The organism is Umezakia ovalisporum Ak1311, assembly GCF_029891685.1.
Lineage (GTDB): Bacteria > Cyanobacteriota > Cyanobacteriia > Cyanobacteriales > Nostocaceae > Umezakia > Umezakia ovalisporum.
In genome coordinates this window covers 1-25,584 of the sequence record NZ_JANQDJ010000043.1, presented here as the reverse complement: position 1 = coordinate 25,584, position 25,584 = coordinate 1, and the positions used below count along the sequence as shown (strand labels likewise).

24 protein-coding genes and 2 pseudogenes are annotated in these 25,584 nt (G+C 38.7%); 18 read left to right on the top strand and 8 right to left on the bottom strand.

Features of this window, described 5'->3' with window-relative positions:
* Positions 1 to 120: 120 nt before the first annotated feature.
* The 5 genes from NWP25_RS07340 to ylqF all read left to right on the top strand — a co-directional run bounded on the left by NWP25_RS07340 (position 121) and on the right by ylqF (position 4,438).
* A complete protein-coding gene (locus NWP25_RS07340) occupies positions 121 to 1,959 on the top strand; it encodes a tetratricopeptide repeat protein (RefSeq protein WP_280699119.1) in 1,839 nt (612 codons plus the stop codon).
* Between the two features lie 179 nt (positions 1,960 to 2,138).
* Positions 2,139 to 2,306: a hypothetical protein gene (locus NWP25_RS07335; RefSeq protein ID WP_280650226.1), complete on the top strand. Its 168-nt coding sequence runs from the start codon at positions 2,139 to 2,141 to the stop codon at positions 2,304 to 2,306.
* 275 nt (positions 2,307 to 2,581) lie between these two features.
* Positions 2,582 to 3,046: a CYTH domain-containing protein gene (locus NWP25_RS07330; protein WP_280650227.1), complete on the top strand. Its 465-nt coding sequence runs from the start codon at positions 2,582 to 2,584 to the stop codon at positions 3,044 to 3,046.
* 50 nt (positions 3,047 to 3,096) lie between these two features.
* Entirely contained in the window at positions 3,097 to 3,465 is a 369-nt protein-coding gene (locus tag NWP25_RS07325) for a VOC family protein (protein ID WP_280650228.1), read from the top strand.
* 88 nt (positions 3,466 to 3,553) lie between these two features.
* Complete coding sequence (gene ylqF, locus NWP25_RS07320) at positions 3,554 to 4,438, top strand: ribosome biogenesis GTPase YlqF (RefSeq protein WP_280650229.1); 885 nt, start codon at positions 3,554 to 3,556, stop codon at positions 4,436 to 4,438.
* A 149-nt stretch (positions 4,439 to 4,587) separates the two neighbouring features.
* On the opposite strand, the gene nifT is transcribed toward ylqF, so the two are convergent.
* The 6 genes from nifT to cysE all read right to left on the bottom strand — a co-directional run bounded on the left by nifT (position 4,588) and on the right by cysE (position 7,905).
* Positions 4,588 to 4,791, bottom strand: coding sequence for a putative nitrogen fixation protein NifT (gene nifT, locus NWP25_RS07315; RefSeq protein WP_280650230.1), 204 nt, complete (start codon positions 4,789 to 4,791; stop codon positions 4,588 to 4,590).
* Positions 4,766 to 5,056, bottom strand: coding sequence for a nitrogen fixation protein NifZ (locus NWP25_RS07310; protein ID WP_280650231.1), 291 nt, complete (start codon positions 5,054 to 5,056; stop codon positions 4,766 to 4,768). The genes nifT and NWP25_RS07310 overlap by 26 nt, the downstream gene beginning before the upstream one ends.
* Positions 5,046 to 6,176 (bottom strand): homocitrate synthase, encoded by a 1,131-nt coding sequence (gene nifV, locus NWP25_RS07305; protein WP_280650232.1) that lies wholly within the window; start codon positions 6,174 to 6,176, stop codon positions 5,046 to 5,048. Before nifV ends, NWP25_RS07310 begins: the two co-directional genes overlap by 11 nt.
* A 422-nt stretch (positions 6,177 to 6,598) precedes the next feature.
* Complete coding sequence (locus NWP25_RS07300) at positions 6,599 to 6,796, bottom strand: DUF2949 domain-containing protein (protein WP_280650247.1); 198 nt, start codon at positions 6,794 to 6,796, stop codon at positions 6,599 to 6,601.
* 84 nt (positions 6,797 to 6,880) lie between these two features.
* Positions 6,881 to 7,135 carry an Asr1405/Asl0597 family protein gene (locus NWP25_RS07295; protein WP_280650233.1) on the bottom strand — a complete coding sequence of 85 codons (255 nt, stop codon included), beginning with the start codon at positions 7,133 to 7,135 and terminating at the stop codon, positions 6,881 to 6,883.
* A gap of 23 nt (positions 7,136 to 7,158) precedes the next feature.
* Positions 7,159 to 7,905: a serine O-acetyltransferase gene (gene cysE / locus NWP25_RS07290; protein ID WP_280650234.1), complete on the bottom strand. Its 747-nt coding sequence runs from the start codon at positions 7,903 to 7,905 to the stop codon at positions 7,159 to 7,161.
* Positions 7,906 to 8,594: 689 nt separating this feature from the next.
* Between cysE and NWP25_RS07285 the strand changes: the two genes are divergently transcribed.
* The 10 genes and pseudogenes from NWP25_RS07285 (at position 8,595) to NWP25_RS07240 (ending at position 20,324) form a co-directional block, all read left to right on the top strand.
* Positions 8,595 to 9,446, top strand: coding sequence for a bifunctional class I SAM-dependent methyltransferase/HIT family protein (locus NWP25_RS07285; RefSeq protein ID WP_280650235.1), 852 nt, complete (start codon positions 8,595 to 8,597; stop codon positions 9,444 to 9,446).
* 1,465 nt (positions 9,447 to 10,911) lie between these two features.
* Positions 10,912 to 12,360: a nitrogenase cofactor biosynthesis protein NifB gene (gene nifB, locus NWP25_RS07280; RefSeq protein WP_280686741.1), complete on the top strand. Its 1,449-nt coding sequence runs from the start codon at positions 10,912 to 10,914 to the stop codon at positions 12,358 to 12,360.
* A 127-nt stretch (positions 12,361 to 12,487) separates the two neighbouring features.
* Positions 12,488 to 12,841: a DUF362 domain-containing protein gene (locus tag NWP25_RS07275; RefSeq protein ID WP_280650237.1), complete on the top strand. Its 354-nt coding sequence runs from the start codon at positions 12,488 to 12,490 to the stop codon at positions 12,839 to 12,841.
* On the top strand, positions 12,838 to 14,034 hold the full coding sequence (gene nifS / locus NWP25_RS07270; protein WP_280692424.1) for a cysteine desulfurase NifS: 1,197 nt from the start codon (positions 12,838 to 12,840) through the stop codon (positions 14,032 to 14,034). The genes NWP25_RS07275 and nifS overlap by 4 nt, the downstream gene beginning before the upstream one ends.
* A gap of 97 nt (positions 14,035 to 14,131) precedes the next feature.
* On the top strand, positions 14,132 to 15,031 hold the full coding sequence (nifU, locus tag NWP25_RS07265; RefSeq protein ID WP_280657188.1) for a Fe-S cluster assembly protein NifU: 900 nt from the start codon (positions 14,132 to 14,134) through the stop codon (positions 15,029 to 15,031).
* Positions 15,032 to 15,182: 151 nt separating this feature from the next.
* Positions 15,183 to 15,539 carry a group I truncated hemoglobin gene (locus tag NWP25_RS07260; protein ID WP_280650240.1) on the top strand — a complete coding sequence of 119 codons (357 nt, stop codon included), beginning with the start codon at positions 15,183 to 15,185 and terminating at the stop codon, positions 15,537 to 15,539.
* A gap of 311 nt (positions 15,540 to 15,850) precedes the next feature.
* Positions 15,851 to 16,285: pseudogene (locus NWP25_RS07255) on the top strand (AAA family ATPase); the annotation flags it as partial.
* A gap of 479 nt (positions 16,286 to 16,764) precedes the next feature.
* Complete coding sequence (locus NWP25_RS07250) at positions 16,765 to 18,519, top strand: N-6 DNA methylase (RefSeq protein WP_280699099.1); 1,755 nt, start codon at positions 16,765 to 16,767, stop codon at positions 18,517 to 18,519.
* A 93-nt stretch (positions 18,520 to 18,612) separates the two neighbouring features.
* The gene (locus tag NWP25_RS07245; protein ID WP_280699097.1) at positions 18,613 to 19,953 is read left to right on the top strand and encodes a type ISP restriction/modification enzyme; all 1,341 of its coding nucleotides are present in this window, start codon (positions 18,613 to 18,615) and stop codon (positions 19,951 to 19,953) included.
* Between the two features lie 170 nt (positions 19,954 to 20,123).
* Complete coding sequence (locus NWP25_RS07240) at positions 20,124 to 20,324, top strand: DUF433 domain-containing protein (RefSeq protein ID WP_280650243.1); 201 nt, start codon at positions 20,124 to 20,126, stop codon at positions 20,322 to 20,324.
* Positions 20,325 to 20,338: 14 nt separating this feature from the next.
* Here the strand turns inward: NWP25_RS07240 and NWP25_RS07235 are convergent, their stop codons facing one another.
* Positions 20,339 to 20,941, bottom strand: a complete 603-nt coding sequence (locus tag NWP25_RS07235) for a hypothetical protein (protein WP_280650244.1) — start codon at positions 20,939 to 20,941, stop codon at positions 20,339 to 20,341.
* A gap of 102 nt (positions 20,942 to 21,043) precedes the next feature.
* Entirely contained in the window at positions 21,044 to 22,618 is a 1,575-nt protein-coding gene (locus tag NWP25_RS07230) for an integrase (protein WP_280650245.1), read from the bottom strand.
* Here NWP25_RS07230 and NWP25_RS07225 point away from each other — a divergent pair.
* From NWP25_RS07225 to NWP25_RS07215, 3 genes and pseudogenes are all read left to right on the top strand, one after another.
* A pseudogene (locus NWP25_RS07225) lies at positions 22,587 to 23,247 on the top strand (IS1 family transposase). The gene NWP25_RS07230 and the pseudogene NWP25_RS07225 sit on opposite strands and share 32 nt — an antisense overlap.
* Before the next feature lie 485 nt (positions 23,248 to 23,732).
* Positions 23,733 to 23,951 carry a hypothetical protein gene (locus NWP25_RS07220; RefSeq protein WP_280652376.1) on the top strand — a complete coding sequence of 73 codons (219 nt, stop codon included), beginning with the start codon at positions 23,733 to 23,735 and terminating at the stop codon, positions 23,949 to 23,951.
* A 195-nt stretch (positions 23,952 to 24,146) separates the two neighbouring features.
* Entirely contained in the window at positions 24,147 to 25,412 is a 1,266-nt protein-coding gene (locus tag NWP25_RS07215) for a glycosyltransferase family 4 protein (protein ID WP_280699095.1), read from the top strand.
* Positions 25,413 to 25,584 lie beyond the last annotated feature (172 nt).

Genomic DNA, 25,584 nt, shown 5'->3' with positions numbered 1-25,584 from the left:
ATTGAGGGGAGGGGGTATAATACTGTACTCCAAGTCAGCATGAATAACATGAATAAATTGATGTGAAAGTATCTCTAGATTACAATGAGTGACGGGAGCGTAATCACCCAGAGAAATGAGATGAATCCTGATGAGTTGTTCCAACAGGGACTCAATAAACAATTGCAAGGTGACTATCTAGAAGCCATAGCAGATTATACTCAAGTCATTGCAACTCAGCCAGGCCAGGCGGAGGCTTACTATAATAATGGGGGTTTGATTGTCAGCAGTGAACCTAGAGATTATTATGGGGCGATGGCCGACTTTAATCAGGTTGTAGGTATAAATCCAATTCTGTCCAGTGTATATTACAATCGTGGTAATGCTCGTTACTTTTTAGGGGACTATGAGGGTGCTATTGCTGATTTCAATCAAGCTATAGAAATTGAGCCAGATTTTGCTGAGTCATATCACGGTCGGGGTAATGCCTACTTGGGTTTACAGAACCATAACCAAGCGATCGCTGATTATCAACAGTCCATAGAAAAAAATCCTGACTTAGCTAGTCAAATCCACATTGATATTGCTAAAGCTTTGCATAATGGGGGTGTAGAGCATTATCATGCCAGTAATTATCAAGGAGCGATAGCTAATTTTGAACAAGCTTTAGAATGGTATCCTGATTTTGCCCCAGCTTACAGCAGCATGGGTAATGTTTACTATATTTTAGGAGACTATGAGCAAGCCATCGCCAACCATGACCGCGCCTTGGAATTAGATCCCCACTTAGCCGCAGCCTACCATAATCGAGGTAATGCTCACTATGGGTTAGGAAACAATCAAGACGCTATAGAAAATTACAACCATGCTCTGCAAATTAGCCCTAAGTTTGCTGAAGCTTACTACAATCGGGGTCTTGTTTATGCTCATCTCAAAAATTTTTTACAAGCAATTGCCGACTTTAACCAAGCACTCATCCTCAACCCTGATGATCTACAAGCATACTCTCAACGGGGTTTAGTGCGAGAAACTTTAGGACAATATCACCAAGCTCTAGAAGATTACAGCCAGGCATTACAAAAAAACCCTACTTTGCCTTCAGTGTACAGCTTCCGGGGCAATATTCGCTGCCTATTGGGAGATTATCAAGGAGCAATTGACGATTGTAATCAAGCTATAAAACTTCATCCTTATCTAGCTCAAGCATACTGCCATCGTGCCACAGCTCGCCGTGGTCTGGGAGATTATCAAGGAGCAACCCAAGACTATACTATGGCATTAAAAATTAATTCTAATTTAGCTGAAGCTTATTATGGCCGAGGTATTATCTACGCAATTATGCAAGACTTCCCCGCCGCAGTTGCAGATAACACTGAAGCAATAAAGCTTTGCACTGAATTTTCCCCAGCTTACTGCAATCGGGGTAATGCTCATTGTCTGTTGGGAAATGAAAATCAGGCAATGGCAGATTATAATCAGGCATTACAAATAAATCCTGACCTCATAGAAGCTTATTACAATCGGGCTTCTCTGCGCTATACACTCAAAAACTATGAAGGTGCAGTTGCAGATTACACCCAAGCAATAGAAAGAAATCCTCAGTCTGCTAAATTTTATAGCGATCGCGCCAATGCTCGCTTTGCTCTGCAAGACTATCAAGCAGCAATAGAAGACTATACTCAAGCCCTGGCTATTGACTCTACTCAGGGTGAAGATTGGTATAATTTGGGTCGTAGTCTTTTCATGGTGGGAGAGTTAACAGCCGCTTTGGCTAATTTGAGCCAAGCCTTACAACGTCAACCTTATTGGGCTTCAGCCTATATGCTCCGGGCTGATATCCGCCGTCAGTTAAAAGACTATCACGGTGCAATTGCTGATTTCCAAAAATCTGCCGACATATACTATGGAGAAGGAAACATACAGTATTATCAACAAATTCTTGAGTTAATCGAAGAAATTTACGTAATTGGTAGTTTTTAAGATTTCTTTGCCATTGGCTCGGGTACTGCGCCCCACGCACTCATGGTTTGGTAATGTGACCTGTAATGCTGTTTCTTAGCTCATGGTATTGCTAGAATAAAGTCAAAGCTTTTTGGAATCTTCTCTTCGTAAACTTCCTGTGCTTGTAGGAATTACTATTAACTTACCAAACTAACATTATGAATCGCTTGACCTCTGACTTCTTTGTAGGTTCACAAGCGGCTATTCCATCTCTGGCTATTTCTCAGAGAACTGATAGTGCTATACACCTACCTGTTGGTAACTTTATGTATGACAGTGGACTTTACTTTGATCGTGGATCTGGACGCATTGGGCACGGTTGCTAAATTCCCATCATCAACTAGAAACTTTTCTCATTTGAGTAATTACTAAAATATTCATCCGAGAAATTAGGCAATGCGATTGCTTCCGGAACTTCGCCCCGCGCAATCGCACCAGATCGTCATTTACCGCGGGTCATCTACCAGTTTATGACCTGTTGTTTTATATTAGCCTATATTAATGGACACCACACGGATAAATGTCATAAAATATCTAATAAAGTATTTAAATTGAATAATTTTCACATTTTTATATTTCCCAGAAAAAATAATTTCACAAAATGGCTCAAGAAATTGAACGTAAATACTTACTTAAAGATGATAGTTGGCGAGACTTAGCGCCAGGAACTGTATATTGTCAAGGATACATTGCCACACAAGACAAAGTTACTGTACGTGTACGTATAGCAGGACAACAAGGTTATTTGACAATTAAAGGGCCTAGCGTTGATTGTTCAAGATTAGAGTTTGAGTATCCCATCCCTGTAGAAGATGCTCAAGAGATGCTGAATACATTGTGTCAAAAACCTTTGATTGAAAAAATTAGATACAAAGTAGAGTGGGATGGTTTGATTTGGGAAATAGACGAGTTTTATGGTCTTAATGAAGGACTGATTTTAGCAGAAGTTGAACTCAATGATGCAAATCAACAGATTTCCCTTCCTCCTTGGATTGGTGAGGAAGTATCCCACCACCGCAAATATTTCAACAGCTATTTAGTAAAACACCCATTTTCACAATGGTGATTTGGTGTATATCCGCACTTTGCTTATAAATCCTTTGGCAAAATATAAATATGATTTTTCAATATACCGAAGCACTGGTCACTGTAGCATCTATTAATTTTGAAAATTTGGTCAGCTTCTATACCCAATTTCTTAATCAAAAACCATCCTCTTTCATGCCAAATATCTACGCAGAATTTTCACTTCCTGGTGTACGCTTGGGTATTTTTAAACCGCAAAAAAAACACACATCGGAATTTGCCACCTCAGCCAACAGTAAGATGAGTTTGTGTTTAGAAGTGAGTAATTTAGAAGCAGCCATCGCTCATATAGAAAACTTAGGCTACCCACCCCCCGGAGAAATCTCCACAGCCTCCCATGGTAGAGAAATTTATGCTTACGACCCTGACGGCAATCGGTTAATCCTACATCAAAAGTGATGAGTAGTAAAGCAAAGAAAACTTTGCTATGTCTTTCCCTATCATTGCCACCTCATGTGTTACAATGGGAGGCTATTAGTAAATAAATATGTCTTTAACTCAAAACTATAAACTAAACCTAATTCAATGGTATCCAGGCCATATTGCCAAAGCGGAAAAGCAGCTCAAAGAACAGCTGACACGGGTAGATGTAGTCCTGGAAGTAAGAGACGCGCGCATACCTTTGTCCACACATCACCCCCAAATAGATGAATGGGTGGGAAACAAAACCCGTATCTTAGTATTAAACCGATTAGATATGATTCCGCCCCCAGTGCGATCGCTTTGGGTGGATTGGTTTAAACATCAAGATCAAGTTGCCTATTTTACTAATGCTCAAAAAGGTCAAGGTGTAGTTGCTATTGCCAAAGCCGCTCAAGCAGCAGGAGTAAAACTGAATCAAAGAAGACACGAACGGGGAATGTTGCCTCGTCCAGTGCGGGCTGTAGTCATTGGTTTTCCCAACGTCGGTAAATCAGCCTTAATTAACCGTCTTCTAGGAAAGCGAGTAGTAGAAAGTGCCGCCCGTCCAGGGGTAACTCGCTCCTTGCGTTGGGTGAGAATTTCTGAACAGTTAGAATTATTAGATGCTCCGGGAGTGATTCCTTTAAAAATGGGCAATCAAGAAGCCGCAGTGAAACTAGCAATTTGTGATGACATTGGTCAAGCATCTTATGATAATCAGCTAGTAGCATCAGCTTTCATAGACTTACTTAATCAACTGCAAGAAACAGCAGGTGAGTTATTACCATCTTCACCTTTATATTCTCGCTACCAAATTGACCCTGTACTGTACACTGGCGAAAGTTATTTACAAGTCTTAGCAGAACATCGTTACCAAGGTGATGTAGAACGCACAGCCAGACACCTATTAACAGATTTTCGTAAAGGCTTATTAGGTACAATTCCTCTTGAATTGCCACCTCATCTGTAAATCAGCATTTCTCGCAACTACCATCATATGGAACTTTCTCACTCACTAAAGCACACAATTTAATAGTATAAATCTTGTGGGGCAAGCATCTTGCCTGCCCTGTGTTTCGCTTAGATCATAAGTGCTTTATATTCATTTACACTTAATTATTAAGCTAACCTTTTAGCTTCCACAGTTAACGGCAAACTGTCAGTGTCAGGTAATTCAGCAAATTCTAATTCCCAGCCATTTGCTAAAGTTAGAATTATTCCACCATTGCTGTCTGCTTGTTTAACAACTTCTTCTTCCAGGTCTTTTTTAGCAACGTAAGCAACTAAATTTCCCGCGTCATTCATCCGCAACATTACTTTCATTTGAATTCTCCTCAACGGCTTCTAGTTCTTTTTTCCGACAACCGACGACGAACCCTGTCTCTAAAAAATGCACTGCATAAATATAGGAAGTTTGTAAATAAGTACCTATACTCGCTATATAGCCAATATCTCCTTTGTTCCCTAAAACAGCCCCAATTTCTTGACCGGGAAAGGTACCATCGTTTTTGATGAGTTTACGCAGTCTGACTTTTTGACCAATTTCAAAAACAGGCGGTAAATTTAGCTCTAATTCATCACGTTGCATGAGAGTACCTCTGTTCTTTGACCAAGCTCAACAGTTCTTCAACAGTGAGATTGCGTTTCTGCTTGATGGATTCCTGGCGAACTGCATCTAACACAGATTGGGTTTCCTCTGGGTTGAGGAAAATGTTATTTTGCTGTAACAAAGTCGATACCAAATGTCTACCAGAATGTTTACCCACCACTAAACGCCGTTCCCAACCTACTTCTTCCGGCGCAAATGGTTCGTAGGTAAGGGGGTTTTGCAATACACCGTGAGCATGAATTCCCGATTCATGAGCGAAGGTATTTTCACCCACAATTGCTTTCCAGGGCGGGACATGAGAATTGGATGCTGAAGCTACCAGTTGTGATAGTTCTAACAAACGGCGAGTATCAATACCCAAATTAATACCGTAAATACGTTTGATGGACATAACAACTTCTTCTAAAGCTGCATTTCCAGCTCTTTCACCTACACCGTTGACTGTGGTATTTACAGATGTAGCTCCAGCTTTGATACCAGCTAAAGCATTAGCAGTTGCTAAACCAAAATCATCATGAGTGTGAATTTCCAAGGGAATAGACAAAGCTGAAACCAACTGTTTAACTTTGGTGTAGGTGCTGAATGGGTCAAGAATACCTACGGTATCACAAAAGCGAAACCGCGATGCGCCCCATTCTTGAGCATTCAGCGCTACATCTAAAAGAAAGTTAGGGTCAGCTCTGGAAGAATCTTCCCCTCCTACTGCGACCCAAAGACCTTGATCAAGGGCAAAATTGATACAGTCTTTCAGCCGTTGCAAACTTACCCGCCATTGACCATGAAATTTAGCAGCGATTTGGATTCCAGAAACCGGAATGGCAATGTGTACTCGCTTTAAACCACAGGTAACTGAAGCTTTAATATCTGAAATTACAGCCCGATTCCAACCGAGAAGCCTCGCTTGCAAACCCAAGTCAGAAATTGCTAAAATGGCGTGTGTTTCCGCTTCTCCCATTGCTGGAATGCCTACTTCTAATTCAGGAACACCAATAGCATCGAGAAATTGCGCGATCGCTACTTTCTCTTCAAAGGTAAAAGCAACACCAGCAGCTTGTTCACCATCACGTAATGTAGTGTCATTAATTAAGATTTCATTCATCTCAAACATCCCTCTTAGGAATCATTCTTAATATGCTGTATGCTTTGGGAGCTTATTTACCTGCAAATTCTGTCATGGTAAATGCCTAATACAAATGCTGAATGATGAATGGTAAATGCTATAAACTCTCAGATTTAATAGTTCATCTTCATGATTATTAAATCATAGCTAAATACCCACATCATATCTGTATGACAGAGAACCAAATATCGGTATAATTTTAGAATTATTTTTACCCTTGATAAATCAGGTATTTTATAATAGCAATTAACTGAGTTAACTATTAGCAAATCCTAGATTTAGCAAAGTAGTAAATATACCAATAAAATCAAAGCCCGTCTTGGTTTAATCCTATAATTACACCTCATTTATTTGCGGCAACATAGGCAAGTTAACTTACTAAAACTTAGACAACAAATCTGTTAATGATGCTCATCTAGCCAATCGAAAATTTGCTCTAGTTGCTGTAAGTTCACTATTCCATATTGCCAGAGAAGCATAGGTAAGGGGCCATTATCAAATTTACGATGTCGTAGTGCTACAGCAATATCTGCATTTGTCAGTTCGAGTTCCTGATGTAAAAAATTGATAAATTTTCTCTCGCTGTTACAAGTTGTCATCATCGAAATTGCTCATGATCATGTTTGTCGGGCTACGGTCTACAGCGTTAACACGCAGAGATGCACCAAACCCAGAAACCCAGTTTAGGAGTTATGTGAATTCCAGCAACGCTCTAGCCATTCCACTAATTCATGGCGAGAAGCGAGAAACTGTATCACTGTACTGCGAACGAGTATCGCTTCTAGTAAATTATTTACTTGCACTCGTAAAGAACCATCGCTGTGACAACAGCAGGGAATCATCAATTCTTGTAAACGCTGACAAATTCCCCAGCGATCGCACAAAGGAATCTGCAACACTTGATCGCCTAGAGGATCAGAACTATGAGGTTTTAACATGATTAATGATTTTTTGTCAACTGTTATTTATCCTGGGGTTGAATGTTCAGAGATTGCAATTGTTGTTCTAGTTTCTCAATCCGGGAAACTAGAGAACTAATCACAGTTCCTTGCTCATCAGGAAGCTTTCCATGTTCTAGGGGATGCAGATTGACGTTTTGTTTGGGGTGAATAATTCTACCTGGAATCCCCACAACAGTTGCATCTGGGGGCACATCACGCAAAACAATAGAACCTGCACCAATACGGACACCATCCCCAACGTGGATATTTCCCAAAACTTTCGCACCCGCACCCACCACAACATTTTTCCCCAGAGTGGGATGACGCTTACCACTTTCTTTACCGGTGCCACCAAGGGTAACGCCTTGGTAAATGAGCGTATAATTTCCCACAATGGCAGTTTCACCAATGACAACACCCATACCGTGGTCGATAAATACACCTTTACCAACCTCTGCACCAGGGTGAATTTCAATTCCTGTTAAAAACCGACCCAAGTGAGAAATCAAACGCGGGATGAAAACTACTCCCCGACAGTGTAACCAATGGGCTACACGATGCAAACATAGTGCGTGCAACCCCGGATAACAAAACACCACTTCTAGCCAATTACGTGCCGCTGGATCGCGTTCAAAGATGATTTTAAAATCACTCCATAACAATTTTAAAAAAGCACCAGAGAACAGATTTTTCAGCACAGATGTATTTTGAGAACGTGGTTCCATTCCAGCCTGATTATTTTCGATACTCTTTAATGACTGTTGCATCGGTAGTGTTTCGTTAAAAGAGCCATGTGCTATTTTTATGCTTATATCAGGTAACTCCCAACTAGACGCTACGACCAATCCTGATTGAATTTATTGGATTAATTACAGCTGTACTCAACTAACTCAAACCCCGATTTTAAATAAATTTAAAATTTCCTTTGGGGTAGGGGTGCTAGTGTTTAATAATGGGGGTTCTGGTGTTTTTAGGGTAGAGGCTTTAGAATTTTTGTACTCACCACAAAGAACTTTGCCTGTAAGAGTTTGCAGAGAATTAGGCAAGTTATTTTGCAATTTATTAAGTTGTACTCACTTCCTCGCAAAGATGATATATCTGTATATCCAGCTACGATTCTTATTCTATTATTCAGCTAGAGAAAAAACCTGTTTCTTTATTTTGATTTCGGTTTTATTGTCTGTGCGTATCTATACCTTTCTTAATATAAACAATGAGTTTTGTAAACATATATAAACTTGTACACCTCATCAAAGTCAGCCCAGCTATTTTATCCCCAGTCCATTAGACATCAACCGAATTCAAATATAGGTTTTACCGAACCCTTGTAGAGAAGTTTAGTTGAAAAGTTGTCATTGTGAACCTTGGCCAAGGGGAAACCAGACTCGATCAACTTACTTACTGCAATTTCAGTATCAAATGTGCTAATACAGGATAGCATGCATCTCAAAATTCCATGAAACAGCAAAAAAATATATTCAGCCATCTCACAGCAAAAGAAAGAAATTATTTATCATTTCCCGCAGAGTTCTTATTAAATCAAAACCTGCTTCATGGCAAAATACTAGATTTTGGTTGCGGCTTTGGTAGTGATGTTAAATTCATCGGCGAAAAAGGGTTTGACATTACAGGCTATGACCCACATTATTTTCCCGAATATCCTCAAGGTAAATTCGACACAATAATTTGTTTTTTTGTTTTGAATGTTTTGCTCCCCGAAGAACAAGCTAATATTCTCATGGAAGTATCGCACTTATTAAAAGCAGGAGGAAAAGCTTACTATGCCGTAAGAAGAGATATCAAAAAAGAAGGATTTAGAGAACATTATATTTATAAAAAGCCTACATATCAATGTTTAGCCAAACTTCCGTTTAATTCTTTATACGCAGATGAAATCCGCGAGATATATGAGTACATTCATTATAATCAGCGCCGCAATTCATCTAATTATTGTATATTTTGTAACCCTCATAAACATCTCACATTATTAACAGAGTCAGCAACCGCCTATGCTATGTTGGATGGCTATCCCATCACTAAAGGACATACCTTAGTTATTCCTAAACGTCATGTTAGCAATTATTTTGATTTACCATTTAAAGAACAATGTGCTTGCTGGTTTATGGTCAATAAAGTCCAAGAAATTCTCAAAACAGAATTTGCACCTGATGGTTTTAATGTCGGTATGAACATTAATCGAGAAGGCGGACAAAATATTATGCACACCAGTATTCATGTCATCCCTCGTTACAAAGGTGACGCTATTGGTAAAAGTGGTATCAGGAAAGTTATTCCTAAAAGCCAATAATATAACTCAAGCCATGAAAAATCTCAATGACCAGGCCTCTCATTTGACATCCTGCACTAAGCCCTGGGGATTATAAATCCCAGCTATACAAACAAATTCCCCCTGTGCTTACTAAGAGAAAATCAAGGATTTTAAACTTAGCCATTAGGCTTGAACCATCAATTGATTACCCATTGTGTCTTGGTAGTAATTTTGGATTTATTGCGCCTCAATTGATCAATAATTATAGCAATGTGGGTTAGTGGGAGGATGCAACTCTCATTTTATGCTGTGTTGATTTAAATTCTTGGCAAAGTGTTCTTTAGCATAATTACTTAGGGTACTTTGTGGAATAAGTATTTTTATGTCAAGAAAATAAAATAAATATAAAACGCATTTTTTTCACCTAAAAAAATGATAGGTTAGATACATAATCAAACTCACTCAATATCTCAATTTTAACTTGGCCTTAGCTGCAAGGGATGACTATTAACGAGTAAATCCGCCCTGCCGTTTCATTATTGGTAATTATAGACATTAATTCTCAATAGATGTAGAATCAAAACTAATGGAGTTCCTGATTAAGTGCCGATTATGCAATTCCTTCATCCCGCTCAGATATTGCATCATTCTCACAACAACCTCATTAACTGGGTTTCTCAAAGAAAAATTAAGCAGTGTTTCAACTTTATCTTTTCTTAAGAAACCTGCTTTTTTCCCCAGGTGCAAGAACCTAGACCTATATTCCGTGGGAAAATTAAAAAAAAATGAACTGCATTTTTTCCTCAAAAAAAATGATATCTTGGATACAGAATTGAATTTCGCACGTATCTGGAGTAGTGGTACTTGAACCTGCTCCAGTTTTCCCCCCTTAAGCCTCTGGCCCTTTTCTTTGTCAATGGGATTTAAGGCCGATTTGAGTACATATCTATGTACTTTCAAACCCCAATAAAATAGACTAAAACCCTTGCTAGCAGTGGGTTACCCCTGAGTACAAAGAAATCCTGAACCCCTCTTCATAAATACTCGTACCCCAGCCGAAAAATACTAGAACCCCTGCCCAAAAAATAAATTTTTAAAATTTGTAAAGCCCACACAGTTAGGGTAGTAAGGTTTGAGTACAAGCGTAATAAATCCAATAAATTCTATCCTTAATAAACCCCGTGACCATGGAATAACCACTGCTATAAATCATATATCGCCAATCACTCAACGCTGCACTAAAAGCAATAGCCAAGAGTGAGTGGAGGGATGAGATAGCACCATGCCTTTGCAAATAGAAGTCGCGGGTGTACTCACAAACAAATTCCACCCAGACCCAAAAGTTGACACACACCAGCTATAGGTGAGTTAGCAGTCAGCAGTCAACAGTTTTCCACTGTTAACTGTTAACTGATTACAAGACCCGACTTCATTTCTTAGGTAAAGACAGTAGCAACGGCATCTCCCACTGTGGCATTTAGTCCACCGACCCTTGCGAAATTCAATGATACTACCGTCTGACGGACTCCTCACCTCCTCCCATCAGGAACCAGCATTAACCCCAGCAAAATCAGGTGGTTGCGGATGTGACAGCAGCACCACCGTAGAAATGGATCAAAAAGTCCAAGAACGCATTGCCAAACATCCCTGTTATAGTGAAGATGCCCATCACCATTACGCCAGGATGCACGTTGCAGTTGCACCAGCTTGTAATATTCAATGCAACTATTGCAATCGTAAATATGACTGTGCTAACGAAAGTCGTCCTGGGGTAGTTAGTGAATTACTCACACCAGAAGAAGCAGCACATAAAGCTTTGGTCATTGCAGGCAAAATTCCTCAAATGACAGTGGTGGGAATTGCCGGACCTGGTGATCCATTGGCGAACCCTGAAAAGACTTTTCGCACTTTTGAGTTGATTGCAGACAAAGCCCCGGATATCCAGCTTTGCCTCTCAACTAACGGTTTAATGCTATCGGAATATGTTGACAAAATCAAACAACTAAATATAGATCACGTTACCATCACCTTAAATACCATAGACCCAGAAATCGGCGCTAAAATATATTCTTGGGTTCATTATAAGCGTAAACGTTATAGAGGTGTTGAAGGTGCTAGAATTCTGTTAGAAAAGCAAATAGAAGGCTTACAAGCACTCCAAGAAGCTGATATCTTGTGCAAAGTTAACTCCGTAATGATTCCGGGCATTAATGATCAGCACCTCATCGAAGTGAATAAAATGATTCGCGAGAAAGGCGCATTTCTGCACAACATCATGCCCTTGATTTCAGCACCAGAACACGGTACTCACTTTGGTTTAACAGGTCAACGAGGCCCCACACCCAAAGAAGTCAAGGCGGTACAAGACAATTGTGCTGGCAACATGAAAATGATGCGCCATTGTCGCCAATGCCGCGCTGATGCGGTAGGATTATTAGGAGAAGACCGTAGCCAGGAATTTACCAAAGACAAATTCTTGGAAATGTCTCCAGAATACGATCTAGAACAACGCACTGCTGTTCACGACGGCATTGAAAAGTTTAAACAAGAACTCAAAATAGCCAAACAAAACGCACGTACAGGTAAGGAATTTACTCATAATCCCAAAGTCTTAGTTGCAGTGGCCACTAAAGGCGGTGGATTAGTTAACCAACACTTCGGTCACGCCAAGGAATTCCAGATTTACGAAGTGGATGGTAATGAAGTTAGCTTTATCGGTCATCGCAAAATCGACCAATATTGCCAAGGTGGATTCGGAGAAGAAGCCACATTTGAGCATATTATGGCAGCCATCGCAGATTGCAAAGCAGTTTTAGTTGCCAAAATTGGTAACTGTCCTCAAGAAAAATTGCACGCAGCGGGAATACAGACTGTTGAAGCTTACGACGTGATTGAAAAAGTTGCTTTGGAATTTTACGAGCAATATGTAAAGGGACTAGGGACCAGAGACTAAGGACTAGGGACTAGGGACTAGGGACCAGAAACTACACATAAGGGAAAAACCTCCCAATATCAGTACCTTCTACCCAGTACCTAGTAACCCCCTACCCAATACCCAATACCCAAAAAGGAGAATAATCATGGCTTACCAAATCACTAGCCAATGTATTTCCTGCGATCTTTGTCTGTCTGTATGTCCCACTAATGCAGTTAAAGTAATTGACGGTAATCGTTGGATTGACCCGGAACTTTGTACAAACTGCTTTGGGAGTGTTTATTCCGTTCCTCAGTGTAAAGCTGGTTGTCCCACCTGTAACGGTTGTGTCAAACAACCCAACGATTATTGGGAAAGCTGGTTTGCTAATTACAACCGCTCTTTAGCAAAATTAACTAACAAACAAGATTACTGGGAACGTTGGTTTAATTATTACTCCAAAAAATTCTCGGAGCAATTATCTCGACATCACAGCAAAGTCATAGGTGTATCAGGATGAGCATCATTTATCTAGACAATAACGCTACAACCAAAGTAGACCCGGAAGTTTTAGAGGTGATGTTGCCTTACTTACGGGACTACTATGGTAATCCCTCTAGTATGCACACCTTTGGTGGACAACTTGCCAAACCCGTAAAGATAGCACGCCAACAACTAGCAGCCCTCATCGGTGCTGATGAATCAGAAATTGTCTACACTAGTTGCGGTACAGAGGGAGATAACGCCGCCATTCGCGCCGCACTGTTAGCACAACCAGAAAAGCGACATATCATTACTACGCAAGTTGAACACCCAGCAGTTTTGAATGTCTGCAAACAACTGGAAACCCAAGGTTACACTGTTACTTATCTGTCGGTAAATCGTCAGGGACAGCTAGATTTAAATGAACTAGAAGCTGCTCTAACCGGCAACACCGCCTTGGTAACAATTATGTACGCCAACAACGAAACAGGCACGGTTTTTCCCATTGAGCAAATTGGGTTAAGAGTTAAAGAGTATGGCGCTATTTTTCATGTGGATGGAGTGCAAGTAGTGGGAAAAATTCCCATGAACATGAAGACCAGCACCATAGATATGTTAACTTTGTCCGGTCATAAAATCCATGCTCCTAAAGGAATTGGTGCTTTGTATGTCCGGCGCGGTGTGCGATTTCGTCCCTTACTCATTGGCGGACACCAAGAACGTGGTCGTCGAGCAGGAACAGAGAATGTTCCAGGTATTATTGCTTTGGGTAAAGCCGCCGAGTTGGAACTCTTACACCTAGAAGAGGCTACCGCCAGAGAAAGAAAACTGCGCGATCGCCTAGAGCAAACTTTACTCGCTAAAATTCCTGACTGCGAAGTAAATGGCGACCTAACGCAGAGATTACCGAACACCACAAATATCGGCTTTAAATACATTGAAGGTGAAGCAATTCTGCTGTCCCTCAACAAATACGGAATCTGTGCCTCATCTGGTTCCGCTTGTACTTCCGGTTCCCTAGAACCTTCTCATGTTCTCCGGGCCATGGGTTTACCCTACACTACCTTACACGGTTCCATTCGTTTCAGTCTGTCTCGCTACACCACAGCAGCTGAAATCCACAAAGTCATAGAAATCATGCCCGGTATTGTAGAACGTTTACGCGCCATGTCTCCCTTCAAAAATGAAGATGCGGCTTGGCTGCAAGAACAAGCACTAATTCATAGTTAAGGACTAGGTACTGGGTACTAGCTATGAGGAAGATTTTTCCTCTTCCTCATGTCTAGTCCCTCATCTAAAATCCAAAATCTCAAATCAAAAGTTGACCATGTGGGACTACACAGATAAAGTATTAGACTTGTTTTACAATCCCAAAAATCAGGGAGCTATTGAAGAAACTGACGAACCCGGAGTGAAAATTGCCACCGGAGAAGTTGGTAGTATTGCTTGTGGTGACGCCCTGCGACTGCACTTGAAAGTAGAAGTGAAATCTGACACAATCTTAGATGCCCGTTTTCAGACCTTTGGCTGCACCAGTGCCATCGCTTCTTCCAGTGCCTTAACTGAAATGGTCAAAGGTTTAACCCTAGATGAAGCTTTGAAAGTATCTAATCAACAGATTGCAGATTACCTGGGGGGCTTGCCAGAAGCCAAAATGCACTGTTCTGTCATGGGACAAGAAGCTCTAGAAGCTGCTATTTATAATTATCGAGGCATACCCCGTCCTACCCATGATGATGATGAAGGCGCATTAGTTTGTAGCTGCTTTGGTGTTAGCGAAGCCAAAATTCGCCGTGTGATTGTAGAAAATCATCTCACTGATGCCGAACAGGTAACAAATTATGTAAAAGCTGGTGGCGGATGCGGTTCCTGTTTAGCGAATATTGATGATATAATAAGAAGTGTAAAGGAAAAAGCCCCCGCACCTGCTCTTAACAGCCACAGCTTTCCACTTGCTAACTCTCAACAGCAATCACCAAAGCCCCTCACAAATGTGCAGAGAATTGCACTGATTCAAAAAGTTCTAGATGAAGAAGTCAGACCCGTGCTGATTGCTGACGGTGGAGATGTGGAACTTTACGATGTAGAAGGCGATCAAGTCAAGGTCTTACTTCAAGGAGCTTGTGGTTCTTGTTCTAGCAGCACAGCCACCCTCAAGATTGCCATTGAAGCCAGGTTGCAACATCGTGTCGGCAAGAACTTGGTGGTCGTGGCAGTGGAACCGTAATTTTAAAATTTACACACCCTACAAATACACCCTAAGTAGGACTTGAGCCAAATAACTTGACCCAATCAATGCTTCATTCCTACCCAATACACACACCAACAATACCTAATTGTCAATTCCATTATCCAACTCGCAGCACAAGGAACAGGATATGACTACATTGTATGAGAAAATTGGTGGACAGCCAACACTTGAGAAAGTAGTTGATGCCTTTCACCACAGCATTATGGCAGACAACAGCCTCAAAGGCTTCTTCGCTAAAACCGATATGGCGAAACAACGCGCCCATCAAATTGCCTTTTTCTCTCAAATTCTCGAAGGTCCAAAGCAATACTCTGGCCGTCCCATGGACAAAACCCACTCAGGGATGAACCTCAATGACCAACACTTTGAAGCCATTACTAAGTACCTGAGCGCAGCAATGACCGCATCCGGGGTTGCAGCAGAAGACGCTAACGCTGCAATGGCTAAAGTCTCTAGCCTCAAAGCCGCCATTTTGAACAAGTAAGGAACTCTGCATTGATTGGCGAATAACTTCGTCAAATCCTGCTTATTTTCTCTTCATATTTGTAAAGTGTGTAATTCCTTTGTCATTTGTCTAGTGGAGGCTCGACAAATGACACGGGAAACCAACTAAACAAAATCAACAACATACATAAAAACTTAACCCCGAACCATTATGACCCCAACACTGACCCAATTTGTTGTAGAGCGATCGCCCCCCGGCGACGTTCTACACGCGCTCACTGCCGTAGCTCAACAGGCGTGAACGTCAACACACAGACCCAGTAACCAACCAATCTCAGGAGAAAAACAATCATGTCAGTTGACGAAAACATTAGACAGATAGCTTTTTACGGTAAAGGTGGTATCGGTAAATCTACCACTTCCCAAAACACCCTGGCAGCTATGGCAGAAATGGGTCAGCGCATCCTCATCGTTGGTTGTGACCCCAAAGCTGACTCCACCCGTTTGATGTTACACAGCAAAGCACAAACCACCGTTCTTCACCTGGCCGCTGAAAGAGGCGCTGTAGAAGACCTAGAACTCGAAGAAGTAATGTTAACCGGTTTCCGTGGTGTTCGCTGCGTGGAATCTGGTGGTCCAGAACCCGGTGTAGGTTGTGCTGGTCGTGGTATTATCACCGCTATTAACTTCCTAGAAGAAAACGGCGCTTACCAAAACGTTGACTTCGTATCTTACGACGTATTAGGTGACGTTGTATGTGGTGGTTTTGCTATGCCTATCCGTGAAGATTAAGCTGTGATTTCTAGGGTTTCTCCCATTCTCCGAAATCAAATGATGATTTAACCTTGCCCTAACTTTGCCCCAGGAAATTTCTTAGAACAGGCGTTTTTTTAGACTTTATCTACTACTTTTACCTCCTATTTTTACCCTATTTACCTCCCATTGTCAAGAGGTATACATAAATTATGATAAATAAATTACAAACTTTTAAAAAAAAATACTTTTCTTTGAAAAGTTTCCCAGGTTAACAAATAAAGTAATTACACTAGAGGTCAGAAGCGTTGAATCCTGCAATAAAAATTTACAATTTTGCGTTTTACCCAGATAAAGTTCATTGTCTATTAAGAATATAATCATTAATTGCTCAAATTTTGTATCACCGACGCACAGCTTGGGCAGTCAACAGTCAACATTTCTGACTACAGGTTTACAGTGTAGTATTTTGACAATCTGGATTTTTTGATTATCTAAATATTAGGGTTTATATGCTGGCTCTTAATCTCAAAACAACTCACAAACCTGTTAAGCACTATTATCAAGAATTAGAACAGTTTAAAAAATTGGGCGTTGTCCACGAAACCGCCGTTAAAGCTGCTTTTCAAAAGTTACTCGAATCCTGCGGTCAACAGTTTCAATGGACTCTCATCCAAGAATATGGGCTAAAAAGAGAAAAAAAACAACAGCTACGAATAGATGGAGCTTTAGTAGATGACTATAATTTACCCCGTGCTTACTGGGAAGTTAAAGATATGAAAGACGACTTAAAAAAAGAAGCACAGAAAAAACTCGCCAAGGGTTATCCCAAAGATAATATTATTTTTCAGCAACCACATCGCGCCATTCTCTACCAAAATGGTAAATGTCTTTTAGATGAAGACATCACCAAGCCCCAAAATTTAGTCGATGTAGTCCGACATTTATTTGAATATCGCCCCCCAGCTATTGAACAATGGGATAAAGCAGTGGAAGAGTTTGGTGTGCGGGTGAAGGAACACGCCACAGCTTTATTAGAATTAATTCGGGAACAGAAAAAAAAGAATAAACAGTTTATTCATGCTTTTAGTGATTTCTTCCAACTTTGTCGCCAGTCAATTAACCCAAACTTGTCAGAAGCAGCGGTAGAAGAAATGTTAATTCAGTATTTATTAACCGAGCGGATTTTTAGAAGTGTCTTTAACAATCCTGACTTTACTCAACGTAATATTATTGCAACGGAAATTGAAAAAGTAATTAATGCATTAACTTCTAGGTCTTTTAGTAGAAGTCATTTTTTAAGTAGTTTAGATAGATTTTATGGTGCAATTGAAGAAACCGCCGCCACCATTGATGATTTTTCTCGCAAGCAAGACTTTCTCAATAAAATTTATGAGCGGTTTTTTCAAGGTTTTTCCGTCAAAGTTGCAGATACCCACGGGATTGTATATACTCCCCAACCCATTGTAAATTTTATGGTCAGGAGTGTAGAAGAGATTTTACAAAAAGACTTTAATAAGTCTTTAGTTCACCAAGGTGTACATATCCTTGACCCCTTTGTGGGGACTGGTAACTTTATCATCCGGGTAATGCGGGAAATTGTCGAAATCCAAAAGTCGGCTTTACCTCACAAATATAACCATGAATTACATTGTAATGAGGTGATGTTATTACCTTATTATATTGCCTCCCTCAATATTGAACATGAATATTTTGAGCAAGTGGGAGAATATAAACCTTTTCCAGGAATATGTTTAGTTGATACCTTTGAAGACCAAAACATTACACAGTTAGATTTATTTAGCCCGGAAAATATGCAACGGGTCAAAACACAAAGAGAATCAGATATATTTGTCATTATTGGTAATCCTCCTTATAATGTCGGTCAGATGAATGAAAATGATAATAATAAAAATAGGAAATATACTAATAAAGATAAAACTGGTATAGATGACCGAGTAGCCGCAACCTACGCCAAAGCCTCAAAGGCGACATTAAAAAATAAACTTTCAGATACCTATGTAAAAGCTATTCGCTGGGCGAGTGATAGAATTCGGGAGGAAGGGATTATTGCTTTTGTCACTAATAATAGTTTTATTGATGCGCTATCCTTTGATGGGATGCGTGAATTTCTGGAAAAAGAATTTACTAACATTTATATTTTTGATTTAGGCGGTAATATCAGAAAGCGCACAGATAAAACTGCTTATAATGTATTTAATATTCAAGTAGGTGTGAGTGTGAATATCTTTGTGAAGAAAAAGTGATTGCTGACAAACTAGAATTGGACATGGTGATGAAATTGGCTCAAAAATGCTTACTCACATTGCTAAGAAAACCGGATTAGAACCAAAGGATTTATGAAACAAGCCAAAATATATTACGCCGCAATAGATGACGCTTGGACAAAAGAACAAAGGTTAGCCTATTTAGAAAAACTTGAGCATACGGGTAATGTAGAATGGCAAGAAATTACACCAGATAAAAATCATAATTGGTTAACCAATGAGTTAAAACTAGATTATCATGAATTTTTACCCATAGGTAATAAAGAGATAAAATCTACATCTGCAAATACCTCAGCCATTTTTTCACTTTACAGCTTAGGTATTAGTACAAATAGGGATAATTGGGTTTATAGTTATCAAGTTGAGGATTTAATTAAAAATATCAATGTTTTAGTTGAAACCTATAACCAACAGGTTTTTAAGTGGAAAACCAGCGCCAAATCTGAACAAAATATTGACTCTTTTGTTTTATATGATGACGAAAAAATTAAATGGAGTAGTAAATTAAAACAATTATTAAATGCTGGTGTTTCTACAGAATTTAATTTAGCCAACATCAGAATAGCTCTGTATAGGCCATTTACTTTACAGTATGTTTATTTTGATCAAGTTTTAATTCATAGACGTGGGAAGTTCCCTGTAATATTCCCCACTGTTGAAACTGAAGCAGAAAATCGGGTGATTTGTCTTACTGGCTGTGGTTCTGAAAAGCCGTTTATGATATTTATATGTAACCAGATTTGCGATTTACATCTTGTTGGTGGGGGGTGTGGTACTCAATGTTTCCCCTTTTACACTTATAACGAAGACGGGACAAACCGCCAAGAAAACATCACACACTGGGCATTGTCAACATATCGCCATCATTACCAAGATACCACAATTACAAAATGGGACATCTTCTACTACATCTATGCAGTCCTCCATCATCCCCACTACCGGGAACGCTACGCAGCCAACCTCAAAAAAGAACTTCCCCGCATTCCCTACGCTCCTGAGTTTCACTCCTTTGTCACCGCGGGAAAACGACTTGCAGAAATTCATATCAACTACGAAAAACAGCCCCAATATCCCCTCAAACATCTAGAAAATAAAGACTTACCCATAGATTGGCTTGTGGAAAAAATGCGCCTATGCAAAGATAAAACTCAAATCAAATATAATGATTTTCTCACCTTAACCGGTATACCCCCAGAAGTCTTTAACTACCGTCTGGGTAACCGTTCCGCTCTGGATTGGATTATAGACCAATATCAAGTTAAAACAGATAAACTGAGCGGAATTACCAATAATCCCAACCGCCTTGATGATGAGCAGTATATAGTCAGGTTAGTCAAACAAATCATTACCGTTAGTTTAGAAACCGTGAAGATTGTAGAAGAATTACCAGATTTAGGTTTATTAAATATTTAACCATAGTCTTAAACTGAAATTTAGATACTAAAAATACTTGATTATGTCACTAAAATTTATTTTTACCAGCCATTTAATTAACCACAACTGTTAAACCTAAACATTCCAAACGTAATCACAAACCTTCATTTTCAAATTTCAACCGTTCATTTTTCTGTTGCAAATCTTCCATGTGCGACTTTTTATTAATAGCTTGTGCAATAGCCACCTTGCGATGTATTCGAGGAATGCGAATAACTGTATATAATATTTTGGAATATCTTGCAGGTGGTGTGACAAAAGCCGAAATTCTCCAAGACTTTTGCGAACTTACTTCAGAAGATATTAAAGCCTGTCTTGTTTTCGCTGCTGACCGTGAGAATAATTTTTAATTTTCCATTGACTATCATCTATTTTCAATCATCCAAACCAACATACCTAAAATTTCCTCCACAGGTGGGAGAGAATAATCCATCAAATCAATAGTTACAGTATCACCTTCCAACTTTAAAAATCGCCATTGTGTACCACTACTAATGGAACCATATATAACTGAAAATGGACGATTTTTTGCAGCATTAAATCTTTGTGCGGCCACCATCTCTGCAATACATTGTCCAAAACCAGTTCTTAAATCAGACTTTTTTGCCTCAACAATTACAATTACAGGTGCTTCAATTTCTAACACTTCAGGAGAACTACTTAACAGAAAATCACACATTCCATTAAGTCCAACTGACTCATCAACTGTAAAATCTTCACCGGAAAATAAGCTAATTTGCCGATTTAAAATTTTTCTTATTTCTAGTAAGACTGGGTAAATAATTCCTTCAGAACGGGCTTTTTCACTAGCAGAAGAAGAAATGGGTAAACTTTCTTCTAAAAATGCTTTCAAAGTAGCAGATACTTCAACTGTTTGGTTATCAGGAATAAATCTCCCACCTTCTTGAGTTTTCAAGCCGAAAGCTTCTTTAACCTTACCGATAGATGTAAACTGACTATAAGGCATAATTTATAGCATTCCATTTCTGAAATTTTCATATTAACTCCATTATACTCTAGGTTGGGTTGATGCAATAAAGCCTAAGAGCAATCATACAACTTAAAAGATTTAATTAATTATGCGTATTAACTCTTGATTTTTCATTTTTAAGCGCAATCTTTCATTTTCTATTCTCAATTTCTCATTTTCATGTTCCAGCTTAATAACTATATCTTGCAAATCTTCCATCTGTGACTTTTTATTAATAGCTTGTGCAATGGCCACCTTGCGATTTTCTAAACTAAACCACCTTTGATAAATAGATGTGTGCATATTTACCGAATGACCCAAATTATCAGCAGCAGCTTTAATAGGAATCCCCATTAAATGGGCGCGAATGGCCCAAGCGTGGCGTAAATCATAAGGTTGAAAAGGAATACCCACAAATCTAAACCATCTGTCTGTACCATGACGAGCCGAGTTAATTTGTTTATTGGTAACTTTACCCTGAATTTTGGCTTTTAATAATTCAATAGCCTCGGTATCAGCTTTTAAATTAAAGGTTTCTACCCACTGGGGATATAATGGTAAAGCTTCCCTTTCACCAGTTTTACACTCTTGATTTACTCGCCAAGTATTCATGATATTATCCGAAGACAACCACCAATCTAAATCAGGATTAACGAAAATTTCCCTAGGTCTTAGTCCATAGGTAGCTAACATTCCGTATACCCAGCGCCATAGTTTCCAATTATTCCTATCTTCTCTGGTGAGCAATTTACTAGGGCGGTTGATTGAATAAGTTTCAAACTTGAGATATTCTTGCTCTATATCTACATCCCTAGGTATATCACGGTGACGTTGAGCAGTAGGTTTTATTTTTAAATTACTCATTTCTGGGACTTCTAAACCAGAACATTTACACAGCACCCGAATAACTTTAATTAGCTCATTTTTCACACTATCTGAAGAATTACAAAGTTTTACAGCTGTAATAAAGTTAATATCTATTGCTAATTTATTCTTGGGTAAATGTTTTTGGGCAATATAAAAATAGCTACTAAATGTATTCTCACTTTTCAGGGTACGTTTTCTAGTTTGAAAATAATTCACCTCGAAATCTGCAATTAAATCACCAATGGTTTTCTTTGTAACCTTATTGTGAGTTTTGCCTAAGTATTTTTCATTCCATTGAAACTGTTTTCTGGCTATTAACTTTCCTAGCTCATAGGCTTCTTCCTCCGCAGTTTGTAAGCCATGAAAATTAAAGGGAATACCCAAAGAAATATCGTATTGCTTTGTTCCTATACCGTTTTTGTCAAAATCTCCTGGTTTAATGGGTAGGGTACTTCTCAGTTGTAATGACTTACCGGATTTTCTGATGGAAACATTCACCCTAGCACTTTTGAGTCTAGTATTTATAGCTTTTAATTCCGTTTCTAGTTTTGCTATCAGGTGATTTTCTTGATGTGTAACTACTTGCATTGTACCTATATATCCCCCATGGCCACTGTTTCTTTGGCGAAAACCGGTAAATGCTTCCTGTGTTCTGTCTACCCTAGATTTACACTGATAAAAAAACTGTTCATCATTGACAATGATGACAGCAAAAATTTTGGGTAGTGATGCATAGTAATGATAGAATAAGGAAGTGTCCTTCAATACAGGAGCTATGCACTGCCCTAAATGCAACTCGAATAACATAGTGAAAAATGGACGCACTCATTACGGAAAACAACGGTTCAAATGCCAAAATTGTGGACGACAACTTGTCGAAAGTCTAACGCGACAACCGATTGATAACTCAACACGTGGGTTAATCGATAAACTTTTACTTGAACGGGTTTTATTGGTAACCATCCCTCGGATTACCAAAGCCTCATTACGTTGGCTTCAATACTACGTAAATCAGAAATATTACCAAATTCCTAAATATTGGGATGTGGTCATATGTAGGGTCGAAAGCCAATAAACAATGGATTTGGCTTGCAATTGACGATACAACACGAGAAATTGTCGGCGTATATATTGGTCATCGCTCTAGCCAATCAGCAAAACAGTTATGGCTATCGCCTCCACCAGTCTACCGTCAGTGTGCAGTTTGATACACAGATTTCTGGGAGGCATATGAACAAGTGTTACCAAGTAAAGGCCATCATGCAGTGGGTAAAGATAGTGGTCAGACAAGTTATATCGAAGGATTCAATAATACCCTTAGGCAACGAGTCGCGCCCTTAGTCCGTAAAACATTGTCGTTCTCCAAATCACTCCACAACTACATTGGGGCAGTCTGGTATTTTGTTCATGATTATAATACCTGCCTAGGACAATAGATCATTACTATGCATCACTACCAAAAATTCAGTGGCTAAAGCAGCTAAAGTCATGATCACTCTAGTATTTATTAGTTGTATAAATAAGTTTTCAGTTGAAATACGTAAATTTCACAAATCTAAAAAAATTAACAGTTAATATGTAACTTTGAGAAGATGTGTGAGAAATTTTAGACGCGTCATTGTACCGATAATGTAACAACGAGATTTGCTTAAAGACACATCATTTTTGCCTAAATAAGTTTAAACTTAATTAAATAGGTTGTAATTAATCAATTCAAATTATGAAATATCAACTTTGAGCCTTTTAATCCAGAACATTGACGGCTTTTGTTAATAGAACTTCCATTTATTAGATGTATAATCTAATACTTATTATTTTATCATTAATTCTTTCTTTAGTGTGATGAGCAATAAATATTGCCAAGTTAGCATTAGGAATTATCTCCTCAATTACAACCAATATATTCAATCATGAAAATAACATGATTAATCTACAAGAGTGTTTTGCGGCTATTACAAAACTCACTAACTTGCAAGAAAAGTTCGCTTATGAACTTTCTGTTATGTATGACGCTGAACAACTCACTGTAACATCACTTGTTGAGGTTACAGTGTGTTGTTCACTGTGCTATTGGTTCTCGTTAATTTTACTCAACCAAGAAAGGCTTATTTGGCAAAACATGATGGTATTGCTATTTTAATAACTTCAATGAAAATACAGCAAATCCAGCCCAATGAACTAAAACAACAATATCCCGCTCAAAAATAGATTTTTCCGGTGTTGATTTAGGAGGAGGTAACCTCACAAAACTGATTTAGATGGTACAAGATTCCCCGATTAATTACTATTTTTTAAGTTAAAATAATTAACTTCATTATAGAAGGAATCAACTTTAATGACTCAAACAAAAGCTGCGGATAGTGAACAACTCAAACAACTTGTTCACCCTCCCATTAGCCAAGGTAAATTACTTGAAGATAATTTAATACCCAAGAATCAATTAATTTCTAGTGGGCAAAATTTTGATGAAAAATATCAAACTATAAAAATAGCACAAGTAGCACCTCCTTGGTTTGCTGTACCTCCAAAAGATTATGGTGGAACAGAAGCAGTCATCAGCAATTTAAGTGAAGAATTAGTTAAACAAGGTCATCATGTCACTCTTTTTGCGTCAGGAGATTCCCAGACAACTGGAAAATTAAGATATTACATAGACATTTCACTGTCTCAGCAAAAAATCCCTTGGACTAACTGTATTGAACCTGAATATCACATGATTAGTACTTTTAGAGAAATAGCACATAATCAGGAAAAATATGATATCATACATACTCATCTTTCTTCAGAGTCAGACTTAATAATATTTAAATTGGCATCTCAAATCAAAATTCCCCATATATGTACTATACACAGCAAGTTTCCCTTTGATAAAAGAGAACATAATTTAGGTCACGGAGATAAATACTATTTTAGTTTTGCTCCACACACTCCATTAATTGCTATCAGCGAGGAAGCAAAAAAAAATGCAATTATAGACTCGAAACTACCCTTAAATTTTATAGGAATTATCCCTCACGGTTTATCAGAATATCAATTTATACAAGCAGAAATATCACCAAGAAAAAATCTGGTGTGGATTGGGAGAATTACTAGAGATAAAGGTACAAAATATGCAATAGAAGCAGCAATTAAGGCAAAAAGAAAAATTATTCTTGCAGGGATAGTAGATACTTATTTACCAGAAAGTGCTAGTTACTTCTACAAAGAAATTTTACCATTAATTGAAGAACACCGAGATTATGCTGAATATATAGGACCTATTAGTAATGGAGAAAAAGTAGAATTATTGCAAAAATCTTACTGTTTTTTAAATCCCATACAATGGGAAGAACCATTTGGATTGGTAATGATTGAAGCCATGGCTTGTGGTTGTCCTGTGATTTCTTTTAATAGAGGAGCAGCTAAAGAGTTAATCAAACCAGGAATGAATGGCTATCTTGCCACATCTGTTGAGGAAATGGTAGCAAAGATTGCATTAATTGCAAATAATATTAATCGAGAACAAATGGTTAAAAACACTTGGAATAACTACTCTGTAAGCACAATGACCAAAGGTTATGTGTTGAAATACAAAGAAGTTATTAATTCTGTGAATTGGTAGTTTAGAGGTTTTTCCATGTAATTACTAATTGGCACAAGTGTTGAATGTTAAGAAAGAGGTGATAAAAATAGCCCAAAATATGGTAAATTCTGGGCGAAGTATTAAAATAGAATAATTGATAATGATTATAAATTCATTTCCCAAGATTGTCAAAGACATCCTCAGACCGTTG